The following is a 23,552-nucleotide window of genomic DNA, read 5'->3' on the forward strand; positions in this document are numbered from 1 at the left end:
CTTGAAAAGGCTGCCACTATTCTGGATTCACGAAGGAGGAATAGGAATGAGCGAATCAATCGGGACCAAGGAGCAGGTTTTGGAGCAGAAGCTGGTGGACATTCGTCGCCATCTTCATCAAAATCCCGAGCTGTCGAATGAGGAAGTTGAAACGACCGCCTATATCCGCCGTCTGCTGGAAGAACAGAACATAGCCATTCTGGATGTGCCACTGCGCACCGGACTGGTGGCAGAAATCGGCGGGCAGCAGGAGGGGCCGCTTGTGGCGCTTCGAGCGGATATTGATGCGCTGCCGATTCAGGAGGAGACGGGATTGGTCTATGCCTCGGTGCATCCGGGCAAAATGCATGCCTGTGGGCATGATTTTCATACAGCTTCCCTCTTCGGGGCTGCTGTATTGTTAAAACAGCGGGAACAGGAGCTGAAAGGTACGGTTCGGCTGGTGTTTCAGCCAGCCGAGGAAAAGGCCAAGGGCGCAGCCCAAGTGCTGGACAGCGGTGCACTGGCAGGCGTGCAGGCCATATTCGGCCTGCATAATAAGCCGGACTTGCCAGTAGGCACAGTCGGGATCAAGGAAGGTCCGCTAATGGCAGCGGCGGACGGCTTTTACATTGAGGTGGAGGGGCTGAGCACGCATGCAGCCGTTCCACATGCAGGGATTGATCCGATTGTGGTTTCATCACATATCATTACGGCCCTGCAATCGATTGTGAGCCGCAACGTCAACTCGCTGGACAGCGCAGTGATTAGTGTTACGAAGCTGCACAGTGGCAACGCCTGGAACATCATCCCGGACCGTGCCTATCTGGACGGCACCATTCGGACATTTGACGAAAACGTGCGTGCACAGGTGGCTGAGCGCTTCGAGCAGGTCGTCAAAGGTGTTGCCGATGCTTTTTCCACGAAAGCGACCATCCGCTGGATTGAAGGTCCGCCGCCTGTGCTGAATGACGGGCCGCTGGCTGTCATTGCGGAGCAGGCAGCCAGCGCTGCCGGCCTGGAGGTTGTTCGCCCCGTGCCGTCTTCGGCGAGCGAGGATTTTGGGCTTTACCAGAAAAGTATCCCCGGTGTGTTCGTTTTTGTTGGCACTTCGGGCAGCCAGGAATGGCATCATCCGGCTTTTGACCTGGACGAACGCGCACTGCCGGGAACGGCGAAGCTGCTGGCATCACTGGCAGAATCGGCATTGGTATCCATAGAGTAGGGAGGAGAGTCTACTCCTTCGATATTTGTCCCCTCTTTGCAAAGAGGGGTTTTTTTAATTGACGATTTGTTATTCCAGTGATACTATAAAAATGTTATTTTATTCAAATTGAGAGTGGGTGAAATAGTATACGAGAATAATAGGGTTGTTATTTCCAAGTATGATTATCAAAAAATCACAGGTGATGGAGGTTGAAGAAATGCCGAAGAAAAAAGGAATGATGATGGCTTCTTTTTCATTGGTAGTGGCAGCTTCTTTACTGGTTGGCGGGGCTAATATAGGCTCAGCGGCCCCTGATTTGGAAAGCGCTTCCGATATTGAGTCCACGAGCATTAGCTTGGCCGCTGCCGATATACCTGCAAAATTTAAGCCATCGGTAGAATGGGTTTGGAAGAATAGAATGGTTAAGGAAGGCTCAACCAACCGTAAAAACTTGATTTTTGATCAGATTTATGCGGGAAAAGGGACGTTAAATTATGTTGTCCGCTGGCAATCTCCCAAAAATATCACTCTTCAGCAGCGCAAAGATATGGCTTCTATGCTGAGCCGTCAAGTCAATAACTGGAACAAGCAGCTGAAAGGGTATGATGGCTGGCCTTATAACAATATTACTGTCAAAATCGTAGGCTGGGCTGTTGCGAACCCGTCACAAATCCTTAACAAACAATCTAATGAAATCGTTTACACGGATACCATTATAGATGATTTAAGCAAATCAAATCCAAGCATTCCTGCTAAACTCCCAGTTGCGCCTGACGCACTGTCCCGATTTGAACATTTTAATGATCCCAACTATGCTTATCCCGGCGGATTGGACAAGCGGTTTGATATGTATCTGTGGGGAACGGCTAATTTCGGCGGTGGGGCCGGTGGTGACTGGGGACAACGCATGTCTGATGATTATATCCTGAGCACCCTGAACGCTGATGAAGTCCATATCACAGAGCATGAAATGGGTCATGGATTTGGCCTGCCTGATTTCTATGAAGAAAATGACCGTCCACCTGGCGGGTTCCCGACACCCACAATTATGTGGGCAGGAAATTCTTCCAAAATAACAGAATGGGATACCTGGATGTTGCGCTATACCTGGAGTCAGGTCAAGAAGGATACTTCTCGTTTTCCTAACCGATAAAAGATTCTTGGAATAGCGCAGAAAAGCTGATCAACAGGACCGTTTCTTCCAAAATCAAATTCTGTGATGAATTGATTTTAGTGAAGGAGCGGTTTTTCATTTTTTATAAAATACCTGTTTTTTGCATAAGAAGCGATGATATCGTTCCAATATACGATCAAAATACCTAATTTAAATCATTAAGGAAAATATTGACGATGCAATATTCCAGTGATAATATAGTTTGTGATTATTTACAAAAAACGACAAGGAGGATTGATAGATTATCGTTGATCTTATAGATCAATACATAAATACGCAAAAGAGGTGATGTGATAGAGTTAATTGTTCCAGGCAATCTACCGTATTCATTCAAATAAATATGGAGGTCTATGCATGTTGAGCAGAAAAGGAATGATGATGGCTTCTTTTTCAGTCGTGATCGCCAGTTCATTACTGATGGGAAATGCTACGATGCTATCCGCGGCTTCTTCAGAAAACAGGAGTGCGGTGGCTGCTGCAACGGGTGATTCGACACTGGCTGATATGCCAGCTTATCTCAAATCATCGGTGGAGTGGGTTTGGAAGAATAGAATGCTGACCGAAGGCTCGACGGCTCGCAACAACACGATTTTCGATCAAATTGATGCGGGAAAAGGGACTCTTAATTATGTTGTACGCTGGCAATCTTCCAAGCCGGTTACGCTGCAACAGCGCCAGGATATTGCTAGAATGCTAGGTCGTCAGATGAACCATTGGACAGAGCATCTCCAGGGATATGATGGCTGGCCCTACAAGGAGATTAAAGTAAAAGTGGTAGGCTGGGCTGTAGCTGATCCTTCATTGCTATTGGACAAGCAGCCGGACGAGGTCGTATATACGGAAACAACTAGAGATGAGTTAGCTTCCGAAAAACCGGAAATTCCCGCTGTACTCCCGGTTGCGCCTGCAGCCTTGTCCAGATATGAGCACTATTGGGACCCGAACTATTCGTATCCAGGTGGATATGATAAACGCTTTGATATGTATTTGTGGGTAACTGAAAATTTTGTAGGAGGTACCGGTCAGGATTGGGGCCAACGTGTGAATGATGATTATCTTTTTAGCACCTTGAATGCGGATGAGATTCACATCACGGAACATGAAATTGGACATGGCTTTGGCTTAACTGATTTTTATGAAGAACACGAGCGTCCACCGGGTGGCTTCCCAACCAACACCATTATGTGGGCTGGTGATTCCGACCATATCACAGACTGGGATATCTGGATGCTGCGTTATACCTGGAGCCAGCTCAAAAAAGATACTTCCCGTTTCCCAAATACGCCTAGAGATCATGAGGGGCCGATTGATACATCACCTGATGAAAACGTAAACATTGCACGAGCTGCCAAGGCCAGCACTTCCTATACTTCGCCTTGGGAAAATGTGAGCGCACTCAATGACGGCTTTGATCCTACCAGCTCCAATGACAGAAGTCATGCCGTGTACGGAAACTGGCCTGAAACGGGAACACAATGGGTTCAATATGATTTTGATCAAGAGCATACGGTATCCCAAACCGATGTATATTGGTTCAAAGACGGGGGTGGCATTGATGTTCCCAAGTCTTACAAGATTAAGTACTGGAACGGTCGAAGCTGGTCCAATGTCAAGCAGGCCAAAGGATTGGGAACTGCGGCAGATCAATATAATACGACCACTTTTACGCCTGTAAAAACAACGAAATTAAGGATTGAAATGGTATCCCAAGGTTCGGCATCCACAGGGATTTTAGAGTGGAAAGTCGCGGCTAATTAATTAAGTAATATTTTGAAATGATATGGAGGGAAACGAATGTTGAAGAAAAAAGGAATGATGGCGGCTTCATTTTCTGTGGTGATTGCTAGCTCCTTACTGATGGGAAATGCTAGCTTTGTATCTGCGGATGCGCATATAAATGAGAATGCCGTGGTTGCGGCAACGGGTGATTCGACATTGGCTGATATGCCAGCTTATCTCAAATCATCAGTGGAGTGGGTTTGGAAGAATAGAATGCTGACCGAAGGCTCGACTAACCGTAAAAATTTGATTTTTGATCAAATTTTTGCGGGAAAAGGAACGCTAAACTATGTAGTGCGTTGGCAATCTTCCAAGCCTGTTACACTGAAGCAACGCCAGGATATTGCTAGAATGCTAGATCGTCAGATGAACCATTGGACAGAGCATCTCCAGGGATATGATGGCTGGCCCTACAAGAATATTAAAGTAAAAGTGGTAGGCTGGGCTGTTGCCAATCCTTCATTGCTGCTGGACAAGCAGCCTGACGAGGTCATTTATACGGATACCATTACAGATGTGTTAGCTTCCGAACAACCGGGAATTCCTGCTGCACTTCCGGTTGCGCCTAATGAAATATCCCGATTTGAGCATTTTTCGGACCCGAACTATTCGTATCCGGATGGATTGGATAAACGTTTTGATATGTACCTTTGGGCTACAGAAAATTTCGGTGGGGGAGCCGGCGGTGACTGGGGACAACGTATGAATGATGAATACGTTCTGAACACGGTGAACGCTGATGAGATTGAGATTACCGAACATGAAATTGGACATGGCTTTGGATTAAACGATTTTTATGAAGAACACGAGCGTCCACCAGGTGGCTTCCCAACGAACACCATTATGTGGGCCGGCAATTCCGATCATATCACGGACTGGGATATCTGGATGCTGCGTTATACCTGGAGTCAGCTCAAAAAAGATACTTCCCGTTTTCCAAGCGTGACTAACGGCGACGAGGGTCCCATCGATACATCACCTGATGAAAACGTGAACATTGCGCGAGCTGCAAAGTCCAGCACATCCTATACTTCGCCTTGGGAAAATGTGAGCGCACTCAATGACGGCTTTGATCCCACCAGTTCCAATGACAGAAGTCATGCTGTGTATGGAAACTGGCCTGAAACAGGAACACAGTGGGTTCAATATGATTTTGATCAAGAGCATACGGTATCCCAAACCGATGTATATTGGTTCAAAGACGGGGGTGGCATTGATGTTCCCAAGTCTTACAAAATTAAGTACTGGAACGGTCGAGGCTGGTCCAATGTCAAGCAGGCCAAAGGATTGGGCACTGCGGCAGATCAATATAATACGACCACTTTTACGCCTGTAAAAACAACGAAATTAAGAATTGAAATGGTATCCCAAGGCTCGGCATCCACAGGGATTTTAGAGTGGAAAGTCGCAGCGAACAAGCTTTAAGCATCACATTATTATTTCAAAGGGTTGTCTCTTGCAATATGCAGCAGACAACCTTTTTAATTCATAGCTGAACAGTTGGAGTCTGATGATATCAGGCTTTTTTTGTATCTTGATATATGTGGCCAGCATCGTTCATATTTGTATGCATGGATTATTGAGAATGAACGTGTGTACGATAATATGTATAATGAACGTTAGACATGAAAGAAAAGAGGACAGAGAGCGATGAGTCACGACGTGGATGCTCCTTATGATGTACATGTAGCATATGGACCGGTGTTTGAGCTGCTCAGCAGCCTGCACACCTTTATTTGCCGCAAGGCTTACAAGAAGACTGATTTATCTTCTGCATGGGCGGAGCAGGTGCGAGGAACGCTATCTCCAGGCTTGACCGGATTGCTGGAGCCCATGGAAATCAATGCAGATTGGAAGGTCATTTATGGACTTGTCTGCATGCTTACAGATCAAGGGGATATTGCTGAGGTTGTAGATCGTTTGGAGAGCCGGACTGCACAGGAATTGAATGATCAGGCATCAGCCTATGGTATCCCGCTGCCTGACGATATGGAGAGGCTTCGCAGGCTTGCTTTGCGGCTACTATCCGGCTGGTATGAGGAGTATTTTCGCCATGTGGATACGAAGATTTTAAGCGGGCTGGAGCAGGAAGCTGAACGGAGAAATAAGGAGAAGGATGTATATAGCTCTATGGAATGGGTGGATCGTACAACCAGTGGCTTTCGGTTTGAGCCTTCCGAGGGACTAACGCGGGTGTTGCTGGTGCCACAATACCATTTTCAACCCATTAATATCATTTACCGGTTTGGATCGCTCCTGCTGTGTCATTATTCGGCGGGGATTTATGTTCAAGAGGAAGACTTTTTATCCCCACAGGAATACCGTATGATTCGAAGCTTGGGGGAAAAGAGCAGGCTTAAGATTTTAAAATATTTGTACCAAAGCCAGTCTCCGCGAACCTTTATTGAAATTGTCCGTCATCTAAAGCTGTCCAAGGGAATCACGCATGACCATATATTCAAGCTCCGTGCCGCTGGCTTCATCCATGCTCATTTTGATGGCGAAACATTGCTCGGTTACAGCGCGAGGCTTTCAGCCGTGGATGAAATGCATGGGAGTATCCTGGGCTATATGGAGCGAAAATAGGCTGCCCACACAGGTGGACTTTAACACTTTAAACAAATAGACGCAGGTCATTTGGAATCCAGATGAGTTGACGTCTATTTTTTTACATAAAAAATGGAGTTCTCTCTTTACAGAACCGGAATAGATTCCTATAATGAGATTTATCTTATTAATCACAACTTGTTCTATCGGAATTTACTAAATTAACTCGGGGGGATTATTTTGAAAAAGGGAATTATTCTACTTAGCAGTCTACTTCTGGCAAGCTCTGCTTTATTAGCTGCTTGCTCTAGCGGGGAAACGGATAGCGCTAGCCATGCTAATACGCAGAATAATGAGAACACGCAGCAGGCTGCTACAGCACAACCTTTAACAAGTCTGGTAAAGGCCTCTGATCTGTCCAAGTTGCCAGAAGTGTCCCAAAAAAGAGACGACACGATTATTGTTGGTCTGACCGATCCGGCAGGCGTGTTCACGCCGTATTTTAATCAGAGCGGTTATGACGGCAACGTCATTTCGCAGTTGTGGACTCCGCTGGTTACGGTAGACGAGAAGGGGCTTCCACTGCCTAATCTGGCGAAGAGCTGGGATATTTCCAAGGATAATCTGACGTATACATTCCATTTGGTTCCAGGTACCAAATTCAGCGATGGCTCCCCTTTGACAGCAGAGGATGTCGCTTTTACCTGGACGTTGATCTATGACAAGGCCTATCCTGGCGACAGCCAAATCCGAAAGCTGAACATTAAAGGCGGCAAAGCCTATACGGAAGGCAAAGCAAAACAAATCGACGGGATCAAGGTGATTGATCCGCAGACCATTTCTGCGACGCTGGAAAAACCAAATGCGCTGGCTCTGTCCATTCTCGGTGACAATGTACTGTCCAAGGCCTACTATGGAAAGGATTACAAATTCGGACAGCTGGATTATTTTAAAAACCTGCATGGCAGTCCTCTGGGCAACGGAGCTTACAAGCTGGAAAAGTTCTTACCAGGGCAAGAGGTTCGTCTGGTGGCCAATGACTACTTCTTCAAAGGCAAGCCGAAAACGCAGCACTTCATTTATAAGACAGCGGAAGGCGATGCTTGGCAGTTTATTGAAACGGGCGATACCGACTTTGCTTCCTTCACAGCAACACAAGAAAATATCGACAAGCTGAAAGGGCTTGGCTTTTTGAACATTTTACCCTACACCCCGAGCACCTACGGATATTTGCAGGTCAACCTGGAAAATGAAAAGCTGAAGGATAAAAGGGTTCGCCAAGCGTTGACCTATGGACTGGATCGCAAAAGCATTTATGTCGACGCGGCTCAGGGAGCAGGGGCGGTAGCCAACATCCCAGCTTCTCCTATATTCTGGTCCTACACAACAGACGGAATCAACCCTTATAACTATGACCCGGAAAAAGCAAAAAAGCTGCTCGATGAAGCGGGCTGGGTAGAAGGTAGTGATGGTATCCGTGAGAAAAACGGCGAAAAGCTGTCTATTCACCTGCTGACCTCCAAGCGTCCGGAGACAGACACTTTTATTGCGCTTGCGGCGGAGAATTACAAGGCGATTGGTGTAGATTTGCAGCCGGAGATCTTTGCAGATTTTAATGCCATGGTTGCCAAAGTAGAAGGGAAGGATTATGATCTGGCCGCCTTCTCGACAGGTATGCTGACAGATCCATCTGATGGAATCGAACAATTCGTCAATGGAGAAATCAAGGGATATAACAATCCAAAGGTTAAAGAGCTATATGAAAAAGGCTTGTCTACGACGAATATTGAAGAGCGCAAGAAAGTATATAAAGAATTATATGTGCTGTTGAATGATGAGCTGCCTGTCATTTTCACCAATTACAAGAAGACGGTGTATGCCTACAATGGTCGGATGGAGCATGTAAAGGTCAGCCCGTTCATTGGCTTGGCTGGTAATCTGTTCGAATGGTCTCTCAAATAAGGTAGGCATGTGGGCCCCTTGTGAAGAACCCCAGGTTCGGATCAAGGGGCTTCCCAAATGGGGATTGTGATCGAGCAGCCTGAGCCTGAATTGAAAGGAGTCTGTCATGAGCTCGTTTTTAACGAAAAGACTGACGTACATGATTATTATTTTGTTGGCCGCTTCGATGATGATTTTTTTCCTGTACGCCATGACACCGGGAGATTTCATTAGCGGCAATCTGAAGCTGTCACCGGAGAGAAAGGCGGAGCTGAGAGAAATCTACGGCCTGAACAAGCCTATTCTTGAACGCTATGGAAATTGGCTGGGAAATGCGCTGCATGGCAATTTCGGCTATTCGCTTGCCCAGCAGAAGCCGGTGCTGACTCTGTTTAATGAGTATATCTGGAACTCGTTCTTGTTGGCCATTGTATCGACCTTCCTGACCTGGTTGATCGCCGTCATTATTGGTGTGATTGCTGCTTACAAGCAATATTCTTGGTTCGATACTTTGGTTATGGTGCTGATTTTCGCCGCGATGTCCGTTCCATCTTTTTTTATCGGGCTGTATCTGATTAAAATTGCAGCGGTTGATCTAAAGTGGTTGCCACCGGGCGGCATGCTCAATACAGGCAGTAACGCTACAGGCATGGAGTATGTCAAGGAGGTTCTCCAGCATATGACCTTGCCGGTGATCGTGATGACGCTGCTGGGGCTGGGCTCGCTGACCCGCTACTTCCGCAGCAATATGATCGACGTGATTCAGCAGGATTATATTCGCACGGCCCGTGCCAAGGGCTTAAAGGAAAGAAAAGTACTCTTTACGCACGCATTGAGAAATGCATTGCTGCCTGCGATTACGCTCGTTGGTTTTGAATTGCCGGCGCTGTTTGGCGGATCACTTATTATTGAAAAGATTTTTAACTGGCCGGGCATCGGCCAGCTGTATATGCAATCCTTTTCGCTTCGGGATTATCCGCTGCTCATGGGCTTCACGATGCTGATTGCCATATTGAGCGTCATTGGCACGCTGCTGTCCGATATTTTGTATCGCATCGCTGATCCGCGTGTAAAAGTGTAAGGAGGGGCTATGGAATGTCATCTGTTAGCAGAAATTTGAGCCAAAGCAGCGGCAGACTGCGGACAGCTGCCAAATCCTCGATGTGGCAGCAAGCGCTCAGGCAGCTGTTTCGAAACAAGCTGGCTATGGTTGGGCTGCTCGTCGTGGTATTTATGTTTTTGCTCTGTTTTATCGGCCCGTTATTTTCACCCTATGCCGATAACAAAACCAATATATTGATGATGAACAAGGGGCCGAACATCCATCACTGGCTGGGAACAGACAAGCTGGGAAGGGATGTGCTGACCCGTGTGATGCAGGCAGGGCAAATTTCTCTGACGGTGGGCCTGGCTTCTATGGTGCTGTCCGTCGTTTTGGGGGCTACGCTGGGGGTCGTATCTGCATATTTTCGCGGAATCGCCGATCAGATCATTATGCGTGTTGCTGATTTGCTGCTGACGATTCCCAGTTTGCCGCTGCTCTTTATTATGGGCGCACTGCTGTCTGACTGGAAGGTTCCGCCCGATCAGCGGATGTACATTGTCATGCTGATGCTGAGTCTGGTCAACTGGCCGGGGATTGCACGGATGGTAAGAGGTCAGATGCTTAGCTTGCGGGAGCGTGAATTTATGCAGGCTGCCACCGTGCTGGGATTATCCAATCGTCGTAAGCTGTTCAAGCATCTGCTGCCGAATATTTTGCCGTTGCTGATCGTGATCGCTACATTGAACATCGGCGGAGCCATCCTGAGTGAATCTGTGCTCAGCTTCTTTGGGCTTGGCGTGCTGCCCACGACACCGACCTGGGGCAATATGATTGATGCGGCCAACAATGTGCTGGATTTTCAGCAGCGTCCGTGGTTGTGGATACCGCCAGGCTTGTCGATTTTCGCTACAGTCATCGCTATTAATATTTTTGGTGACGGGCTGCGGGATGTACTTGACCCGAAACATAAGAGGTAGGTGATCATACACCATGAACAATTTACTTTCGATTGAGCATTTAAGCACTCATTTTTATACAGAAGAAGGAACCGTTAAAGCGGTGGATGATATCAGCTTTCACGTGAAGCCGGGGGAAACGGTGTGCATTGTCGGTGAATCGGGCTGTGGCAAAAGCATTACTGCGATGTCGATCATGGGCTTGATCCAGAGTCCAGGAGGTAAAGTGGCGGGCGGAAGCATCCGTTTTGAGGGTACTGATTTGCTGGAGCTTGGCAGAAATGAGATGCGCACGATTCGCGGGCATGACATATCTATGATTTTTCAGGAGCCGATGTCTTCATTGAATCCGGTCTTGACGATAGGTGAACAATTGTCTGAGCCACTAATGGAGCATTTGAAGCTGGGGCGCAAGGAAGCACGCAAGCGGGCACTGGAGCTGATCGAGCAGGTCGGCATGTCCCGGCCGGAGCAGATTTTGAAAAGCTATCCGCATGAACTGAGCGGAGGAATGTTGCAGCGCATCATGATCGCTATTGCGGTGTCCTGCGGCCCCAAGCTGCTAATCGCAGATGAGCCAACCACGGCGCTGGATGTAACGATACAAGCGCAAATTCTTGATATGCTGCGTGAATTTAAAGCCCAATCCCATATGTCGCTCATGCTAATCACTCATGATCTGGGTGTTGTCGCGGAAATGGCTGATTACGTCATTGTGATGTATGCGGGCAAGATTGTCGAGGAAGGCGAAGTGGTGCAGCTGTTCAATCACCCCCAGCATCCTTACACACAAGGCTTGCTCAAATCCAAGCCGGTGCTGAATCAGCGCCAAAAGGAGCTGTATTCCATCCCTGGACAGGTGCCCAATCCACTGGAGCTGACGTCTTCCTGCTACTTTCATGACCGCTGCGGGCATTGCATGGACATTTGTCGGGTGAAGGAGCCTATATTAAAAGAAGTTTCAGCTCAGCAGAAGGCAGCCTGCTGGTTATATGAGGAGGCGGTTGTGCATGGCTGAGTCATTATTGGAAATAGACCGCTTAAAAACGTACTTTCCGGTCAAATCCGGGTTGATGAACCGCACCTCAGGGCATGTGCGGGCGGTGGACGATATCAGCTTTACCATCCGTCAAGGAGAAACCTTTGGCCTGGTGGGCGAGTCGGGGAGCGGTAAAAGCACGGTGGGCCGCACGATTGTCAGGTTGACGGACAAAACGGATGGCACTATAAAATACAAAGGGGTCGACCTGCACAGCTTGTCCGCCAAAGGGATGCAGGAGCTTCGTCCTAAAATCCAGCTGATCTTTCAGGACCCGTACAGCTCGCTGAATCCGCGGGTGCGGATCGGCGACGCGATTGGTGAGGCGCTGCTGGATCATGGACTAGCGACGAAGGAGGAGGTCCGGTCCATTGTACTCGACGTGCTCAAGCTGTGCGGCTTGTCGGAGTATCATATCGACCGTTTTCCACATGAATTTTCGGGAGGCCAGCGTCAGCGGATTGGCATTGCCCGGGCGCTGGCACTTCAGCCGGACTTGATCATCGCAGATGAGCCGGTATCGGCGCTGGATGTGTCCATCCAGGCGCAAATTATTAACCTATTTGCCAAATTGCAGGCCGAGCGGGGGCTGACATATCTTTTTATCTCGCATGACTTGAGTGTGGTAGAGCATCTGTGTTCCCGCATTGGAGTGATGTATCTGGGTTCTATGGTCGAAACAGCTTCGCGTGATGAGCTGTTCGGAAATCCGCTGCATCCGTATACGAAGGCGCTGCTGTCCGCTGTGCCTATTCCGGTACCGAAGCTGAAAAGGGAACGCATTTTGCTCAAAGGGGATATCCCGAGTCCCGTTAACCCTCCTTCAGGCTGCAAGTTCCATACCCGCTGTCCCTTTGCGCTTGACCGTTGCTCCCAAGAGGTTCCGCTCTATCGAGAGGCTCGTCCAGATCACTGGGTAGCTTGCCATTTGGTTGAATAAACAACGTTGAATCAGCAAAATTGGAAGCCGTCGAAACGGCAGACCGTTCATCACAATGAAGCGGTTCTGCTGGTTCGACGGCTTTTTGATGTGGCCAGAGGAATTCGAATATGTATTGAAATATCATCTTTTTTTGGGTTTTCGTGTAATTCTCGCAATTTCTACACAGTTTCTACACAGTTTCTACACACTTTCTTTTTACAATAACTCAGATTAAAGCACTCGTAAAGGAAGGAAGAGATGAATGAAAAGATGCGGAATCATCGTTGTGCTTATTGGACTCCTCTCGTTTGTCAGCACAGCGTTGGCAGATGAGGCGACAAAACACGATGAGCATGGACAAGCAGGGCACGAGGCGGTACAAGAGCTACAGAACCCGGTAAAAGAAGAAATGACTTCTGATATGCAGATGGATGGGGATAATTCCCATAGCATGACTATGGAGGAACACCAAAACATGAACATGAACATGGATATGGACATGGGCACCCGTGAAGATTCAGTTGACCCTAATCAATCTGCGGAAAGTGGTGGACACGGCGGACATGGCGGACACGGCGAGGAAGTAGTAGAGACACCTCCAAATATTCCGGTATTAAGCACATTTGCAGGCATAATGACGGCATTTATTCTCTATGGAGCCTGTCGTAAATGGTTACTGAAGAAGGGACGTGCTCAAGCATGATCAACCCGGCAAGTAAAACGCAGCAGGTGAGCATCCCACCTGAAAAAAAGAAATATAATTTGTTGGATATTCCGTTGGTAAAAGCCTTTATTAAAAGCCGATGGTATCCCGGAATATTCCAGTGGGCGGCTATGATCGTATTTTCTGTGATTGTATATGAGCTGGTTGCCGGTACAGTCAACCCCAGTCGAAATTTTGGAACTTCATTAACGTGGGTGCTATGGTGGCCGGCCATCCCCATTATTTTCCTGGTATTGGGTCGTTTCTGGTGCGCAGTCTGTCCTTTCGGTAAAATCAGTGACATTGTTCGAAAGCTGGTTGGCAGTGAAAGGCCGATGCCGAAGTTTTTAAAGAAATATGGAATATGGATGATTGATATTTTTTTCATCATGATTACATGGTCCGATCACATTTGGGGGATCATTGAATCGCCGCGCGGTTCCGGATATCTGCTTCTTGTTCTAACGACGATGGTTGTCGGTACTTCCGTATTTTTCGAAAGAAGGACCTTTTGTAAAACACTTTGCTTTCTCGGAGGATTGGCGGGCAACTATTCCCGTTCAGGTATGCTGGAGCTTCGGGGAACACCTGACGTTTGCAAAACCTGCAAGACACAATCCTGTTTTAAAGGTGACGGCAAGACAGAAGGATGTCCCATGTTTCAATTTGTCCGTACAATGGATGACAGTGCGGATTGCAACCTTTGTGGAAACTGCGTGAAGTCATGCCCCAACAATTCCATCCGTATTACCCCGAGAACGCCGACTGCAGAGCTGTGGGGAATCAAAAAACCAAAAGCCGAACATGCATTTTTGGCAGCGGTTATTATGGGAATCGTTTTTGTACAGAATCTTACGATGTTAGGAATTTGGCAAGATATTTTAAAAGTCATTAGCAAGATTACGCAAACTACCTACTACCCGGTGAATTTTACGGTTGCTTTTGTGGTTTCCATGATGATTCCAATCGCCATGCTGTGGGGGACAGCGAAATTAACTGCCCGCAAAGGAACATCCGAGAAAGTAAAAGAGAATTTCGTGCGTTTTGGTTACGCCGTTATTCCGCTTGACTTGGCTGGTCACTTGGCGCATAATCTTTTCCACATGTTCACGGAAGGAAAAGCCATTTGGTTCAATACGGGTAATTTGTTTGGCTATACATTAACTGGAGACCTGGCACTGGCTTCTGTGGGTACTGTACAGCTTATGCAGTATCTTGTTATTGTACTGGGTCTTGTCGGTTCAGCTTATACCGTTTATCGCATAGGGAATAGGGCTTCCTGGAAAAAGCTGCTGCCTTATTATGCGCTAATGATTTTGTTGGCAGTAATCAATATATACTTGTTCTCTTTGCCGATGGACCACCGGGTATAGCTCCTGATAACGCAACAGCCAGCCTTCCTCGTACCATGGGGCGGCTGGCTGCTTTGTTTACCAAGCATGATTGCTTTGGTGTTACAGCTCTTGACGAAACATTTCATCCAATGCTGGCCGGACACTTGTTGGATCTTGGAGCGATAAAGTCGCTGCAACGGATTGAAAAAGAGAATCTGGCAGGATGTTTCTTGCGCTTTTCAAGTTAGGGTAAACGATCAAGTCTATCATTTTAATCATAGCCTGTTCCTGAATAATCTGACCGTCTTTAAATTGAATCTGGTTATTAACTGATTTTTGTACCAGGATGTTTGTTTTGGGTGTCATAAAGATTTCGAAAAGAATAGAGGGGTAGACAACTCCGTTAAAATTCGGATTGGTCACATAATCGTAAGGATCGTTCTTTACTTCGTAGTTTGCAAGCCGTTTGACAAATAATTTCTTTACCTCTTGGTTATTAGGAAATTCAAAAACGATTTCTGTGTAGCCATGCGCATCCAGCACCGATCTGTTAACATTGCCTTGTAAGGCCTGATTCATTATTTCTTTAGTCACACTTTTACCTCCCTACAACATTATGTTGAAGCTTATTATTAAAGTAACGAGAAATTATAGAGAAACCATGTGTTTTTTGTGGTCAATTTGTGAATGCAGGATAAGGAGGATCGCATGAAATGGAATAAGGTTTATTTAAAACTCAGTCTCACCATGTTTAGTTTGTTTCTTGTGATTCTGGTCTTGCTTAGTATGGTTATCAACCAGCTATTCAGCAACTTTTATACGAAAAAAGCACATGAGGAAGCAAATGAGCTAGCTTTGCACTTATCCGTTATGCTTCGTGATCGAATCTATGCTGTGGAAACGATGGCCGAGTTCTCCGAGGCTAACATTTATCTAGTGAATGAGCAGGGTCAATTTCTTGACATGTCCGCTTCTACAAAACAGAAAAAGATTCAGGCTTGGCCGAATGTGTGGGAAAATACACGATTGCTTCAGGGGAAGCGAATTGAAAAGGAGTTTACTGCAGGCGATCAGCTGTATTTATTGCACGGTATCCCGGTTAACCGTTCGGAAAATCCTGCGATCAAGGGGATTTATGTCGTGAGTTCATTAGAACATATGATAGAATCGATCCGTTCTGTTCGTTATCTTATCGGCTTTGCAGGCTTTGGTACACTGCTGCTGGCGCTCGGCTGTATTTTTATCCTTGCCAAAAAGCTGTCTGCTCCATTAGTAGAGATGGAAGCGGCTACTCGTAACATAGCCAAAGGAGAATTGGAAGTACGTCTTCCCGTCCGTTCCCATGACGAAGTAGGCTCATTGTCCGGCGCAATTAATGACTTGGCCATGGAACTCAAACGATATCGTGATACACGCTCAGAATTTTTTGCGAATGTCTCTCACGAGCTTCGAACTCCTGTCACTTATTTGAAGGGATATGCGAATGTCTTGGCCAATGGACTCGTGGATCATGAAGAAGAAAAACAACAATATTTACACATTATAGCTGATGAGGCTCATCGATTAACGGTGATCATTAACGATTTGTTTGAGCTTGCCAAAATGGAAGAAGGGAAAATTACATTCCATTTGGAATCCGTTGATGTAAGGCGAGCTATTGAAAAGTCGGTAAATAAGGTAAGAATAAAAGCGGAGCAAAAGAGATTACAATTGGTATCCGCTCTGGAAACGATACCACGATGTCTTGTCGACCCTGTCCGCTTGGAACAGGTGCTTTTAAACTTGCTTGATAATGCCATACGTTATACAAGAGAGGGGACGATCAAACTTACTTTACAGCAAGAGAATGGATTCGGGGTTATTATGATCTCCGATTCAGGGTCAGGAATTCCTCCAGATGAGCTTCCTTACATTTTTGAACGGTTTTACAGGGTGGAAAAGTCCCGTTCGCGTGAGCTTGGAGGTACGGGACTTGGCCTTGCCATTGTCCAAAAATTAGTGCAGTTGCAAGGAGGGACGATTGAGGTAGAGAGTGCAATGGGACAAGGGACCGTCTTTCGTTTGTCCTTTCCTTTGGCATAAACAGGAATGATATAGAAAAAAGCTGCCTGAATGAAAAGCCAGATTTCCTGGATAAGGAAGTCTGGCTTTTGTACTGGGCAAAAATTTGCTTTATTGAGGAACTATTCAGGAGTGTTGTTCAAGTTCGGATCAGGTTGGAACGTATTTTGAAAATCATTATATTTCAGGTCCGTCACCATACCAGCAGAGGCATGATGTAAGTCGTGACAGTGAAACATCCAATCACCGGGGTTATTGGCTGTAAACGCTACGATATATTCTTCTCCAGGTTTAACATTTAAAGTGTCCTTATATACGGGGGAACCTTTAAGTGGAATTCCGTTTTTGCTTAGGACTTGAAACGTGTGACCGTGCAGATGCATAGGATGGTCATCGTTGGCAGATGTATTTACAAAACGAACTTTCACCTTATCTCCAGTTTGTACAGAAAGCGGCTCCGTGTCGGGATACACCTTGTTATTGATCGTATATTCCTGTTTTCCCTGCTGTTCACGGGTTCCCAGGTTCATGGTGTAACTTACATCATACACATCATTCAACGAAAACCGTCCTTTTTGCGATTTTCCGTAGTTTGTCAGATCTACTGTAGGCAGTTTCGTTAATGGATCGGGTTGATCATTTGTTCCCTGCTCATTGGTGTATTGAATACGCTGCTTCATGTTCGAAATCCTTGGGCTGGAACCGTGCTCTTCCAGGTACCACGTTCCCGGGTTATCGGCCTGAAATTCAATATCCACCCGTTCACCGGGGGCAATCGAAAGAAGCTTGTCCTTAACCCACTTCGGATCAGAGACAGGATTGCCATCGGTAGCAATGATACGGTAACGATGTCCATGCAAATGAAGCGAATGACTCAAATACCCGGCGTTAATCAAGCGTAGACGAACGGTGTCTCCTTGGGTGACTTGCAGCGGCTGCAAGCTATTATAAGTTTGGCCGTTTATCGTATAGAGATCATACATACTCATATCATGTCCCGGCTGAGTAGAGGTATGTTGTTCACTTTGGCCACTTGAGTCGGTTGTGGTTGAGGAATGATCCATGCCGGGCATGTTCATGTCCATGCTCATGTTCATCATGCCTTCATGACCACTTTCCGAGCTTGAACTCATCCATTCATCTAGCATTAACGTATAATCCCGATCCGCTTTCACCAGATCATCTTCTACAACAAAGGAACCATAAAGCCCCTTATCGATCTGATTGACGCTGTCTTGATGAGAATGATACCAGTACGTGCCGGGAACCGTCGCTTCAAAGGTATAAGTAAAACTCTTGCCTGGAGCAATCGCATTCTGCGTGATCCCCGGAACACCATCCATTTTAAAAGGTAAAGGGTATCCATGGATATGCAAGGAGATGGGCACTGTTAACTGATTTTTCACGGTAATGTTTACGGTTTTTCCTTTTTTAATTTGGATTTGCGGGCCTGGCACTGAGTTATTGAACGTCCAAACCGGGAGGGACGTTCCTTTTTCTACTTCCAGGTTGCTGGCCTCGGCCGTCAAGGTTGCCAGTTCACCATTTAATTCAGTGGGCTTAACCGTTTGTTTTAATGATACTGCTTTAGACGTGGTTTCTTTAGATAAAGCTGCTGTAGATTTAACGTCTTTAGCTGTTGAACAACCAGCCAAGATGCTACTGAGCACAAATATACCCAGCATTGTCTTTCCAAGCAAAGCTTTATTCATGACGTATTCCCTCCTTCTATTATTAATAAGACGCATTATAGGTCACAATCTTGTGGAAAGTATGAAGTTACCACAAATTTTAATTATAAGAATTTCCTCATAAAAACCACACAATTAAGGGCTATACTCAAGACATCCAGAGAAGAGGGATCAGCATGGATTGGAGCTGGTTGCTTGTGCTGGAACAAGATTCGGTAAGCAGATCAGAGTCTGAGGTGCTTGAAAATAGAAAAATGAATCAAATGGATCAGAAGAATATGCATCTTGTTCTCATGTTTGTTATGCTGATGTAGGGACAACGACTTCACTAAGGTAGGGGAATAGGCGTGAGTCAGTTAAGAGTGCTTGTGATCGATGACGAGTGGAATATGCGAAATCTTCTTCGCATTTATTTAAGTAACGAAGGATTCCATGTAACCGAATCATCTAACGGAAGTGAAGGTTTGAAGGCTTTTAGGAGTCAAACGCATGACGTTGTTTTATTAGACATTATGATGCCGGACATGGACGGATGGCAGGTTTGCAAGAAAATGCGAGAAATTGCGCCTGTTCCAATACTCATGCTTACCGCTCGAGGTGAGGTCAAGGACAAGGTACTGGGACTTGGCATAGGGGCGGATGATTATGTCGTGAAGCCTGTGGACCCGGAAGAACTTATTGCCCGAATTTATGCATTGTTGCGACGCTCCAGCCATCAAGCCCATGCTGTGGTCAGGGAGCAGAAGCTTACGTTCCCGGATTTAACTATATATCCGGAACGGCGGCAGGTAGTGGTGATGAACGAAAACATCGACTTAACCCAAAAGGAGTATGATATTTTACAATTATTAGCCCAGCACCCACAACGAACGTTCGAACGGGACGCTATCGTTGAACGCTTATGGGGGAACGATTTTTTGGGAGAAAATCGAGTCATTGATACTCATATCAAAAACATTCGAGAAAAATTGCAACTTGCTGGACTGTCTTATAACCCCATAAAAACGGTTTGGGGAATAGGCTACAAATGGGATGATTCGTCTTATTACTCGCTTAAAGTATAGAGGTGAATGATGAATAAATCGGATTGGACAATTGCTGTTTCGATAATCTTCGTCGGCTTGTCCTGTATGATCATGTCAGCAACCGCGTATGCACCAAATCCGATGTTATCCTATTTTGGAACCATGCTGAAATTAACAGTGGTCGCCGGCATACTGATATCTTTGTTTTGGCTCTTATACTTATGGTTGAATAAAAGAAAAAAATAATACTAAAGAAAAACATGCTCCAGATTCTGAGGAACATGTTTTTTTAGCTGTTTTTCATGTGATATATATTATAGTTTGTATTGATTCTCTTCAGATGGTTAGGTAAAATATGGACGGGTTGAAAATAATACATAGCAAATGATTACATAATGTGGCTATATCAGATTATGTATACCTCAGGAGGAAGCTACGGGATGGAAGAGAAACAGAGAGAGGACTCCTTTTGGAGTCTAGTAAAAAAGGGGAATAAGTCCTCAGGCTCGGCGGCGTTAGGTAATACTGGCATTGCTCTGGTTAAAGGAATTGCTTTTGCCTTGACAGGCAGCGGTTCCATGTTTGCCACGATGATGCATTCCATTGCAGATGCAGTGAACCAAATGTTTGTATTTGCAGGCAGTGTACTGGCAGAGAAAAAGCCGACCAAACGCTTTCCCACCGGCTTTGGTCGCGTGATTAACCTGTTTTGCATGGTTGCCGTTATTGTCGTAACGATTATGGCCTATGAAACAGCTTTGGAAGGCATTCATTTGCTGCAGCACCCGGCTGAATCAGCACAGGGATTTTGGATTAATGTAGTGGTGCTTGTTTTGTCACTGGTGGTTGACGGATTTGTCTGGAGCAAAGCAATGAAAGAAGTGCTGCATGAATCCAGAGTAGAAGCTAAGGGATTCGGCATTTTTACGTCTGCGTTCCGTCATGTGGGACGTGCTGCACCGCCAACCCGTCTGGTATTTTATGAGGATTTGGTAGCAACAACGGGTGGTGTGCTTGCCTTGCTGGCTGTCGTGGTCACATCGCTGACAGATTTTAAGCTGTTGGACGGGATTTCGAGTATTCTTATCGGTTGTCTGATGGTCGGCGTTGCGTTTCGGGTCGGCTACGATAATATGGTGGGCTTGATTGGTGTATCGGCTCCCCCGGATATTGAAGAACGTGTGGCTTCTATTATTCTTGCCGATACGCATGTAACGGATATTTATCAAATGCGTATCTTGCAGGAAGGACGCTATTATCACGTGGAAGGACTGATTGAGCTTACACCGGGAATGACGCTGGCAGATGCGGATGATATCAAGTTCAGAGTCGAGGATGCTTTGCTGCGTGATCCTCATATTTCGGATGCTGCATTAGGTATTCTAGAAGATGATGGGGTTAAAAACTGGAAGCAGGAGGCCTCTCAAGGCCAGAAACGATAGATTCAATTAAACCTAGACGGAGTCTGGCAGGAACGCTAATCAAGAACTTCCATGACCACGGAAACGTGGCGTGGAGGTTCTTTTATTTTTCCAAATGGTGGGGCTACCCCTTTGAATTTAGGCTCATTGTTAGATACAATGAAAGCGTTAACAAAAAAAGAAGGTGAAACGAATGCTTCTTATGGGGAGGAAAAGCGAATGAGTCTTTTGAAGGAGGCTTGGCCTGCTTCGCGGCTCGTTATGGTGCTGTCTGACGGGGTGCAGGACACAGCAAGGCAAAGTGTAAGGAGTGAATGGACAAAAAGGCTGCGGGCGACTGTTGCTGAACCGGTATACGCCGAGCTTTGGATGGACATCGAACGTGTCTGCAACGCTAATTGGGAAACACCATGGCCTGAGCTTCCGTTGACCTTGTTCCGACAATTTGCATATACGGGAGAGCGCAAGCCGTATGAGGATGTGTACTTTGAACGGCGTGGACGACTGATTGCTTTGGTGCTGGCAGCTGTTGCCGATCCGGAGCCCTGGAGGATGAAAGAGGTGGAAAGCGGCCTGCTGGAAATATGTCGCGAGTACACATGGGCGCTTCCTGCACATGTCAGGGAAGAGGACACGGTGACACCGCCTTGGCAGCAGGTGGATTTATTCGCGTCTGAAACAGCACAGATGCTGGCTGAAATTTTATTATTGCTGGGCGAGCAGTTGGATGGACATGTGGTCGCTCAGGTGCGCCAAGAGGTCGGGCGCCGTGTGCTGGAGCCTGTGTTTTGGCAGCCTCGCCATTTTGAATGGGAGACAGCGGACCATAACTGGGCAGCCGTATGCGCTTCCGGTTGCGGAATTGCTGCATTGCTGCTGGCGGAAGACAGTCTGGGCAAAGCCGAGGCCATCGAGAAAATGCTCGGTGCGCTGGATTGCTTCCTGGCAGGCTACGGGGAAGATGGAGGGTGTCCTGAGGGCGTTGGCTATTGGGTATACGGCTATGGTTATTTCATGTATTTTGCTGATATGCTGCGTGCGTTTACCGGGGAAGCCGTAGATATTCTGAACTCGGAAAAGGTGAGGCAAATCGCCGCCTTTGCGGAGCGGGTGCATCTGTCGGATGGTATTTTCGCCAATTATTCAGACAGCAGTGAAACTGAACGCTTGCCCTCTGGACTCATCTCGTATTTGAATTCTTTGCAGGAAGGCCACTCGTCACTCCCTTTTCACGTACCTGGTCTGCTGGAGGACCCTTGTCGTCGCTGGGCACACGTATTGCGCAACCTGGTATGGACGAATCCTTCGGCATTTGGAAGCGGTGAGACTGCCGTCGATTATTTGCCACAGCTAGGATGGCTGATGTGCCGTAGCTTTAGGCATAGTTCCAGTCATGGCAGAGCTGGAAGACAAAAGCCTGAACTAGACGCAATGTTTGCATTTTCAGCCAAGGGTGGGCATAACAATGAACCGCACAATCATAACGATCTTGGACATTTTATCCTTCATGGCGGTGGTGAAAATCTGCTGTGTGATCTGGGAGCAGGCTTGTATACGAAAGCCTATTTTTCACCGGGACGAGAGTCGATCATCAACATTTCCTCCGGCGGCCATTCTGTGCCCATAATCAATGGGACCATGCAGCAATCGGGTGCAAGGGCAAAGGCGGTTGTACTGGATATTGCTGTGGATGAGCAGGAGGAGACACGGACGGGCACAAGGCTAAAACTTGATTTGACATCTGCGTATCCGGTAGAGGAATTAACGGTTTTCACCCGCTCCTTTGTATGGACTGTGCTGGAGGAAAACGAGGGAGCGAGGCTTACTGTCACAGATCATTTTGAGTTTGAACCGTCCGGCGTGCGTACGAAGCCATGGGATGTGGAGGAGCTTTTGATCAGCCGTCTTCAGCCTAGAACAGGAACGGGTTTCGTGGAATGGCAAGGAACGAAGGCTGTGGTCAGGCTGGATTATGATGCCAGTGTGATGCATCCGAGGGTAGAGGCTGTGAAGCATATGGATCATGATGGAGTACCCTTTGTGTTTTATAAAACATCACTGAAATTGGCTTCAGATCGCTGGAACGATTCTGCAAGCGTAGATTGCAATCTGTTTTTTATCATCAATCAATCTTCATGTTGAATGGGAGGCAGACAGGATGAATAAGCTGCATACAGGTAGCGTGTATCCTTGGCAGACGGAGCTGGAGAGATTTTTAGAGCAGTTGGAGATCACACGGAATCGAGTGGAGGACAGCTGGACACGCCAACGCAAGCTTACCATGCTGGAAAAGCTCGTTCGTGCATATACTCTGCATCAGGATGAAACCGGAGCTATCATTGACCCCCATTCTGAAAGTGAACGGTATTACTCTACTCCATCCTATGCGCTGGCTGCAGCGGTACTGGTCAAAGAAGGTCGGCATGATTTACTCGAATCTGCGGCTGCGGCTTTGACGCACAGCATCGCTTGTGTAGTGGAGGAAAAAGCGCCGGATCAGCACCCGGACTTTTTTCCCATCATGATGATGGGAGCGTACCGGCTCCTGAAACATTTGCTGCCAGAGCAAGCTACAGCTTGGAAGCAGCAGTTGAGCAGGATTGAGCCGGAGCAGACCTACATTTTTACGATGAGCAAAATGAAAAATCCGAACCGGATGATCAACTGGAACGCGATTATGATGTCCGGCGAGTTTTTGCGTGCCGCGGAAGGGCTTGCAGCCGATGCC

At 46.8% G+C, this 23,552-nt stretch carries 19 protein-coding genes and 1 pseudogene; 18 read left to right on the forward strand and 2 right to left on the reverse strand.

Features of this window, described 5'->3' with window-relative positions:
* Window positions 1-46 precede the first annotated feature (46 nt).
* The 12 genes from WG8_RS10820 to WG8_RS10875 all read left to right on the forward strand — a co-directional run bounded on the left by WG8_RS10820 (window position 47) and on the right by WG8_RS10875 (window position 14,665).
* Window positions 47-1,204: an amidohydrolase gene (locus WG8_RS10820; protein ID WP_007430211.1), complete on the forward strand. Its 1,158-nt coding sequence runs from the start codon at window positions 47-49 to the stop codon at window positions 1,202-1,204.
* Window positions 1,205-1,403: 199 nt separating this feature from the next.
* Entirely contained in the window at window positions 1,404-2,339 is a 936-nt protein-coding gene (locus tag WG8_RS10825; protein WP_007430212.1) for a hypothetical protein, read from the forward strand.
* Between the two features lie 375 nt (window positions 2,340-2,714).
* The gene (locus WG8_RS10830) at window positions 2,715-4,118 is read left to right on the forward strand and encodes a discoidin domain-containing protein (RefSeq protein ID WP_007430213.1); all 1,404 of its coding nucleotides are present in this window, start codon (window positions 2,715-2,717) and stop codon (window positions 4,116-4,118) included.
* 36 nt (window positions 4,119-4,154) lie between these two features.
* Window positions 4,155-5,564: a discoidin domain-containing protein gene (locus tag WG8_RS10835; RefSeq protein ID WP_007430214.1), complete on the forward strand. Its 1,410-nt coding sequence runs from the start codon at window positions 4,155-4,157 to the stop codon at window positions 5,562-5,564.
* Window positions 5,565-5,789: 225 nt separating this feature from the next.
* Window positions 5,790-6,725 carry an ArsR family transcriptional regulator gene (locus WG8_RS10840; RefSeq protein ID WP_007430215.1) on the forward strand — a complete coding sequence of 312 codons (936 nt, stop codon included), beginning with the start codon at window positions 5,790-5,792 and terminating at the stop codon, window positions 6,723-6,725.
* A 198-nt stretch (window positions 6,726-6,923) separates the two neighbouring features.
* Entirely contained in the window at window positions 6,924-8,648 is a 1,725-nt protein-coding gene (locus tag WG8_RS10845) for an ABC transporter substrate-binding protein (RefSeq protein WP_043890961.1), read from the forward strand.
* A gap of 106 nt (window positions 8,649-8,754) precedes the next feature.
* Window positions 8,755-9,708, forward strand: coding sequence for an ABC transporter permease (locus tag WG8_RS10850; RefSeq protein WP_007430217.1), 954 nt, complete (start codon window positions 8,755-8,757; stop codon window positions 9,706-9,708).
* Between the two features lie 14 nt (window positions 9,709-9,722).
* Window positions 9,723-10,649: an oligopeptide ABC transporter permease gene (gene opp4C / locus WG8_RS10855; protein ID WP_007430218.1), complete on the forward strand. Its 927-nt coding sequence runs from the start codon at window positions 9,723-9,725 to the stop codon at window positions 10,647-10,649.
* 13 nt (window positions 10,650-10,662) lie between these two features.
* Entirely contained in the window at window positions 10,663-11,646 is a 984-nt protein-coding gene (locus WG8_RS10860; RefSeq protein ID WP_007430219.1) for an ABC transporter ATP-binding protein, read from the forward strand.
* Window positions 11,639-12,607, forward strand: a complete 969-nt coding sequence (locus WG8_RS10865; RefSeq protein ID WP_007430220.1) for an ABC transporter ATP-binding protein — start codon at window positions 11,639-11,641, stop codon at window positions 12,605-12,607. Before WG8_RS10860 ends, WG8_RS10865 begins: the two co-directional genes overlap by 8 nt.
* 244 nt (window positions 12,608-12,851) lie before the next feature.
* Window positions 12,852-13,292 (forward strand): hypothetical protein, encoded by a 441-nt coding sequence (locus WG8_RS10870; RefSeq protein ID WP_007430221.1) that lies wholly within the window; start codon window positions 12,852-12,854, stop codon window positions 13,290-13,292.
* A complete protein-coding gene (locus WG8_RS10875) occupies window positions 13,259-14,665 on the forward strand; it encodes a 4Fe-4S binding protein (RefSeq protein ID WP_232289082.1) in 1,407 nt (468 codons plus the stop codon). The genes WG8_RS10870 and WG8_RS10875 overlap by 34 nt, the downstream gene beginning before the upstream one ends.
* An 81-nt stretch (window positions 14,666-14,746) precedes the next feature.
* Here the strand turns inward: WG8_RS10875 and WG8_RS10880 are convergent, their stop codons facing one another.
* Window positions 14,747-15,220, reverse strand: a complete 474-nt coding sequence (locus WG8_RS10880; RefSeq protein ID WP_007430223.1) for a hypothetical protein — start codon at window positions 15,218-15,220, stop codon at window positions 14,747-14,749.
* Between the two features lie 114 nt (window positions 15,221-15,334).
* On the opposite strand from WG8_RS10880, the gene WG8_RS10885 reads away from it, so the two are divergent.
* Window positions 15,335-16,708 (forward strand): HAMP domain-containing sensor histidine kinase, encoded by a 1,374-nt coding sequence (locus tag WG8_RS10885; protein ID WP_007430224.1) that lies wholly within the window; start codon window positions 15,335-15,337, stop codon window positions 16,706-16,708.
* A 101-nt stretch (window positions 16,709-16,809) separates the two neighbouring features.
* Here the strand turns inward: WG8_RS10885 and WG8_RS10890 are convergent, their stop codons facing one another.
* Window positions 16,810-18,399, reverse strand: coding sequence for a multicopper oxidase family protein (locus WG8_RS10890; RefSeq protein WP_007430225.1), 1,590 nt, complete (start codon window positions 18,397-18,399; stop codon window positions 16,810-16,812).
* A 155-nt stretch (window positions 18,400-18,554) separates the two neighbouring features.
* Between WG8_RS10890 and WG8_RS27090 the strand changes: the two genes are divergently transcribed.
* From WG8_RS27090 to WG8_RS28300, 5 genes and pseudogenes are all read left to right on the forward strand, one after another.
* Window positions 18,555-18,692 carry a hypothetical protein gene (locus WG8_RS27090; RefSeq protein WP_007430226.1) on the forward strand — a complete coding sequence of 46 codons (138 nt, stop codon included), beginning with the start codon at window positions 18,555-18,557 and terminating at the stop codon, window positions 18,690-18,692.
* 33 nt (window positions 18,693-18,725) lie between these two features.
* Window positions 18,726-19,442 carry a response regulator transcription factor gene (locus tag WG8_RS10895; protein WP_007430227.1) on the forward strand — a complete coding sequence of 239 codons (717 nt, stop codon included), beginning with the start codon at window positions 18,726-18,728 and terminating at the stop codon, window positions 19,440-19,442.
* 401 nt (window positions 19,443-19,843) lie between these two features.
* Window positions 19,844-20,845: a cation diffusion facilitator family transporter gene (locus WG8_RS10905; RefSeq protein WP_007430228.1), complete on the forward strand. Its 1,002-nt coding sequence runs from the start codon at window positions 19,844-19,846 to the stop codon at window positions 20,843-20,845.
* A 198-nt stretch (window positions 20,846-21,043) separates the two neighbouring features.
* The gene (locus WG8_RS10910) at window positions 21,044-22,966 is read left to right on the forward strand and encodes a heparinase II/III family protein (protein ID WP_007430229.1); all 1,923 of its coding nucleotides are present in this window, start codon (window positions 21,044-21,046) and stop codon (window positions 22,964-22,966) included.
* Window positions 22,967-22,982: 16 nt separating this feature from the next.
* Window positions 22,983-23,552, forward strand: a pseudogene (locus WG8_RS28300) (glycosyl hydrolase); the annotation flags it as partial.

Origin of the sequence: Paenibacillus sp. Aloe-11 (assembly GCF_000245715.1) — a bacterium.
Lineage (GTDB): Bacteria > Bacillota > Bacilli > Paenibacillales > Paenibacillaceae > Paenibacillus > Paenibacillus kribbensis.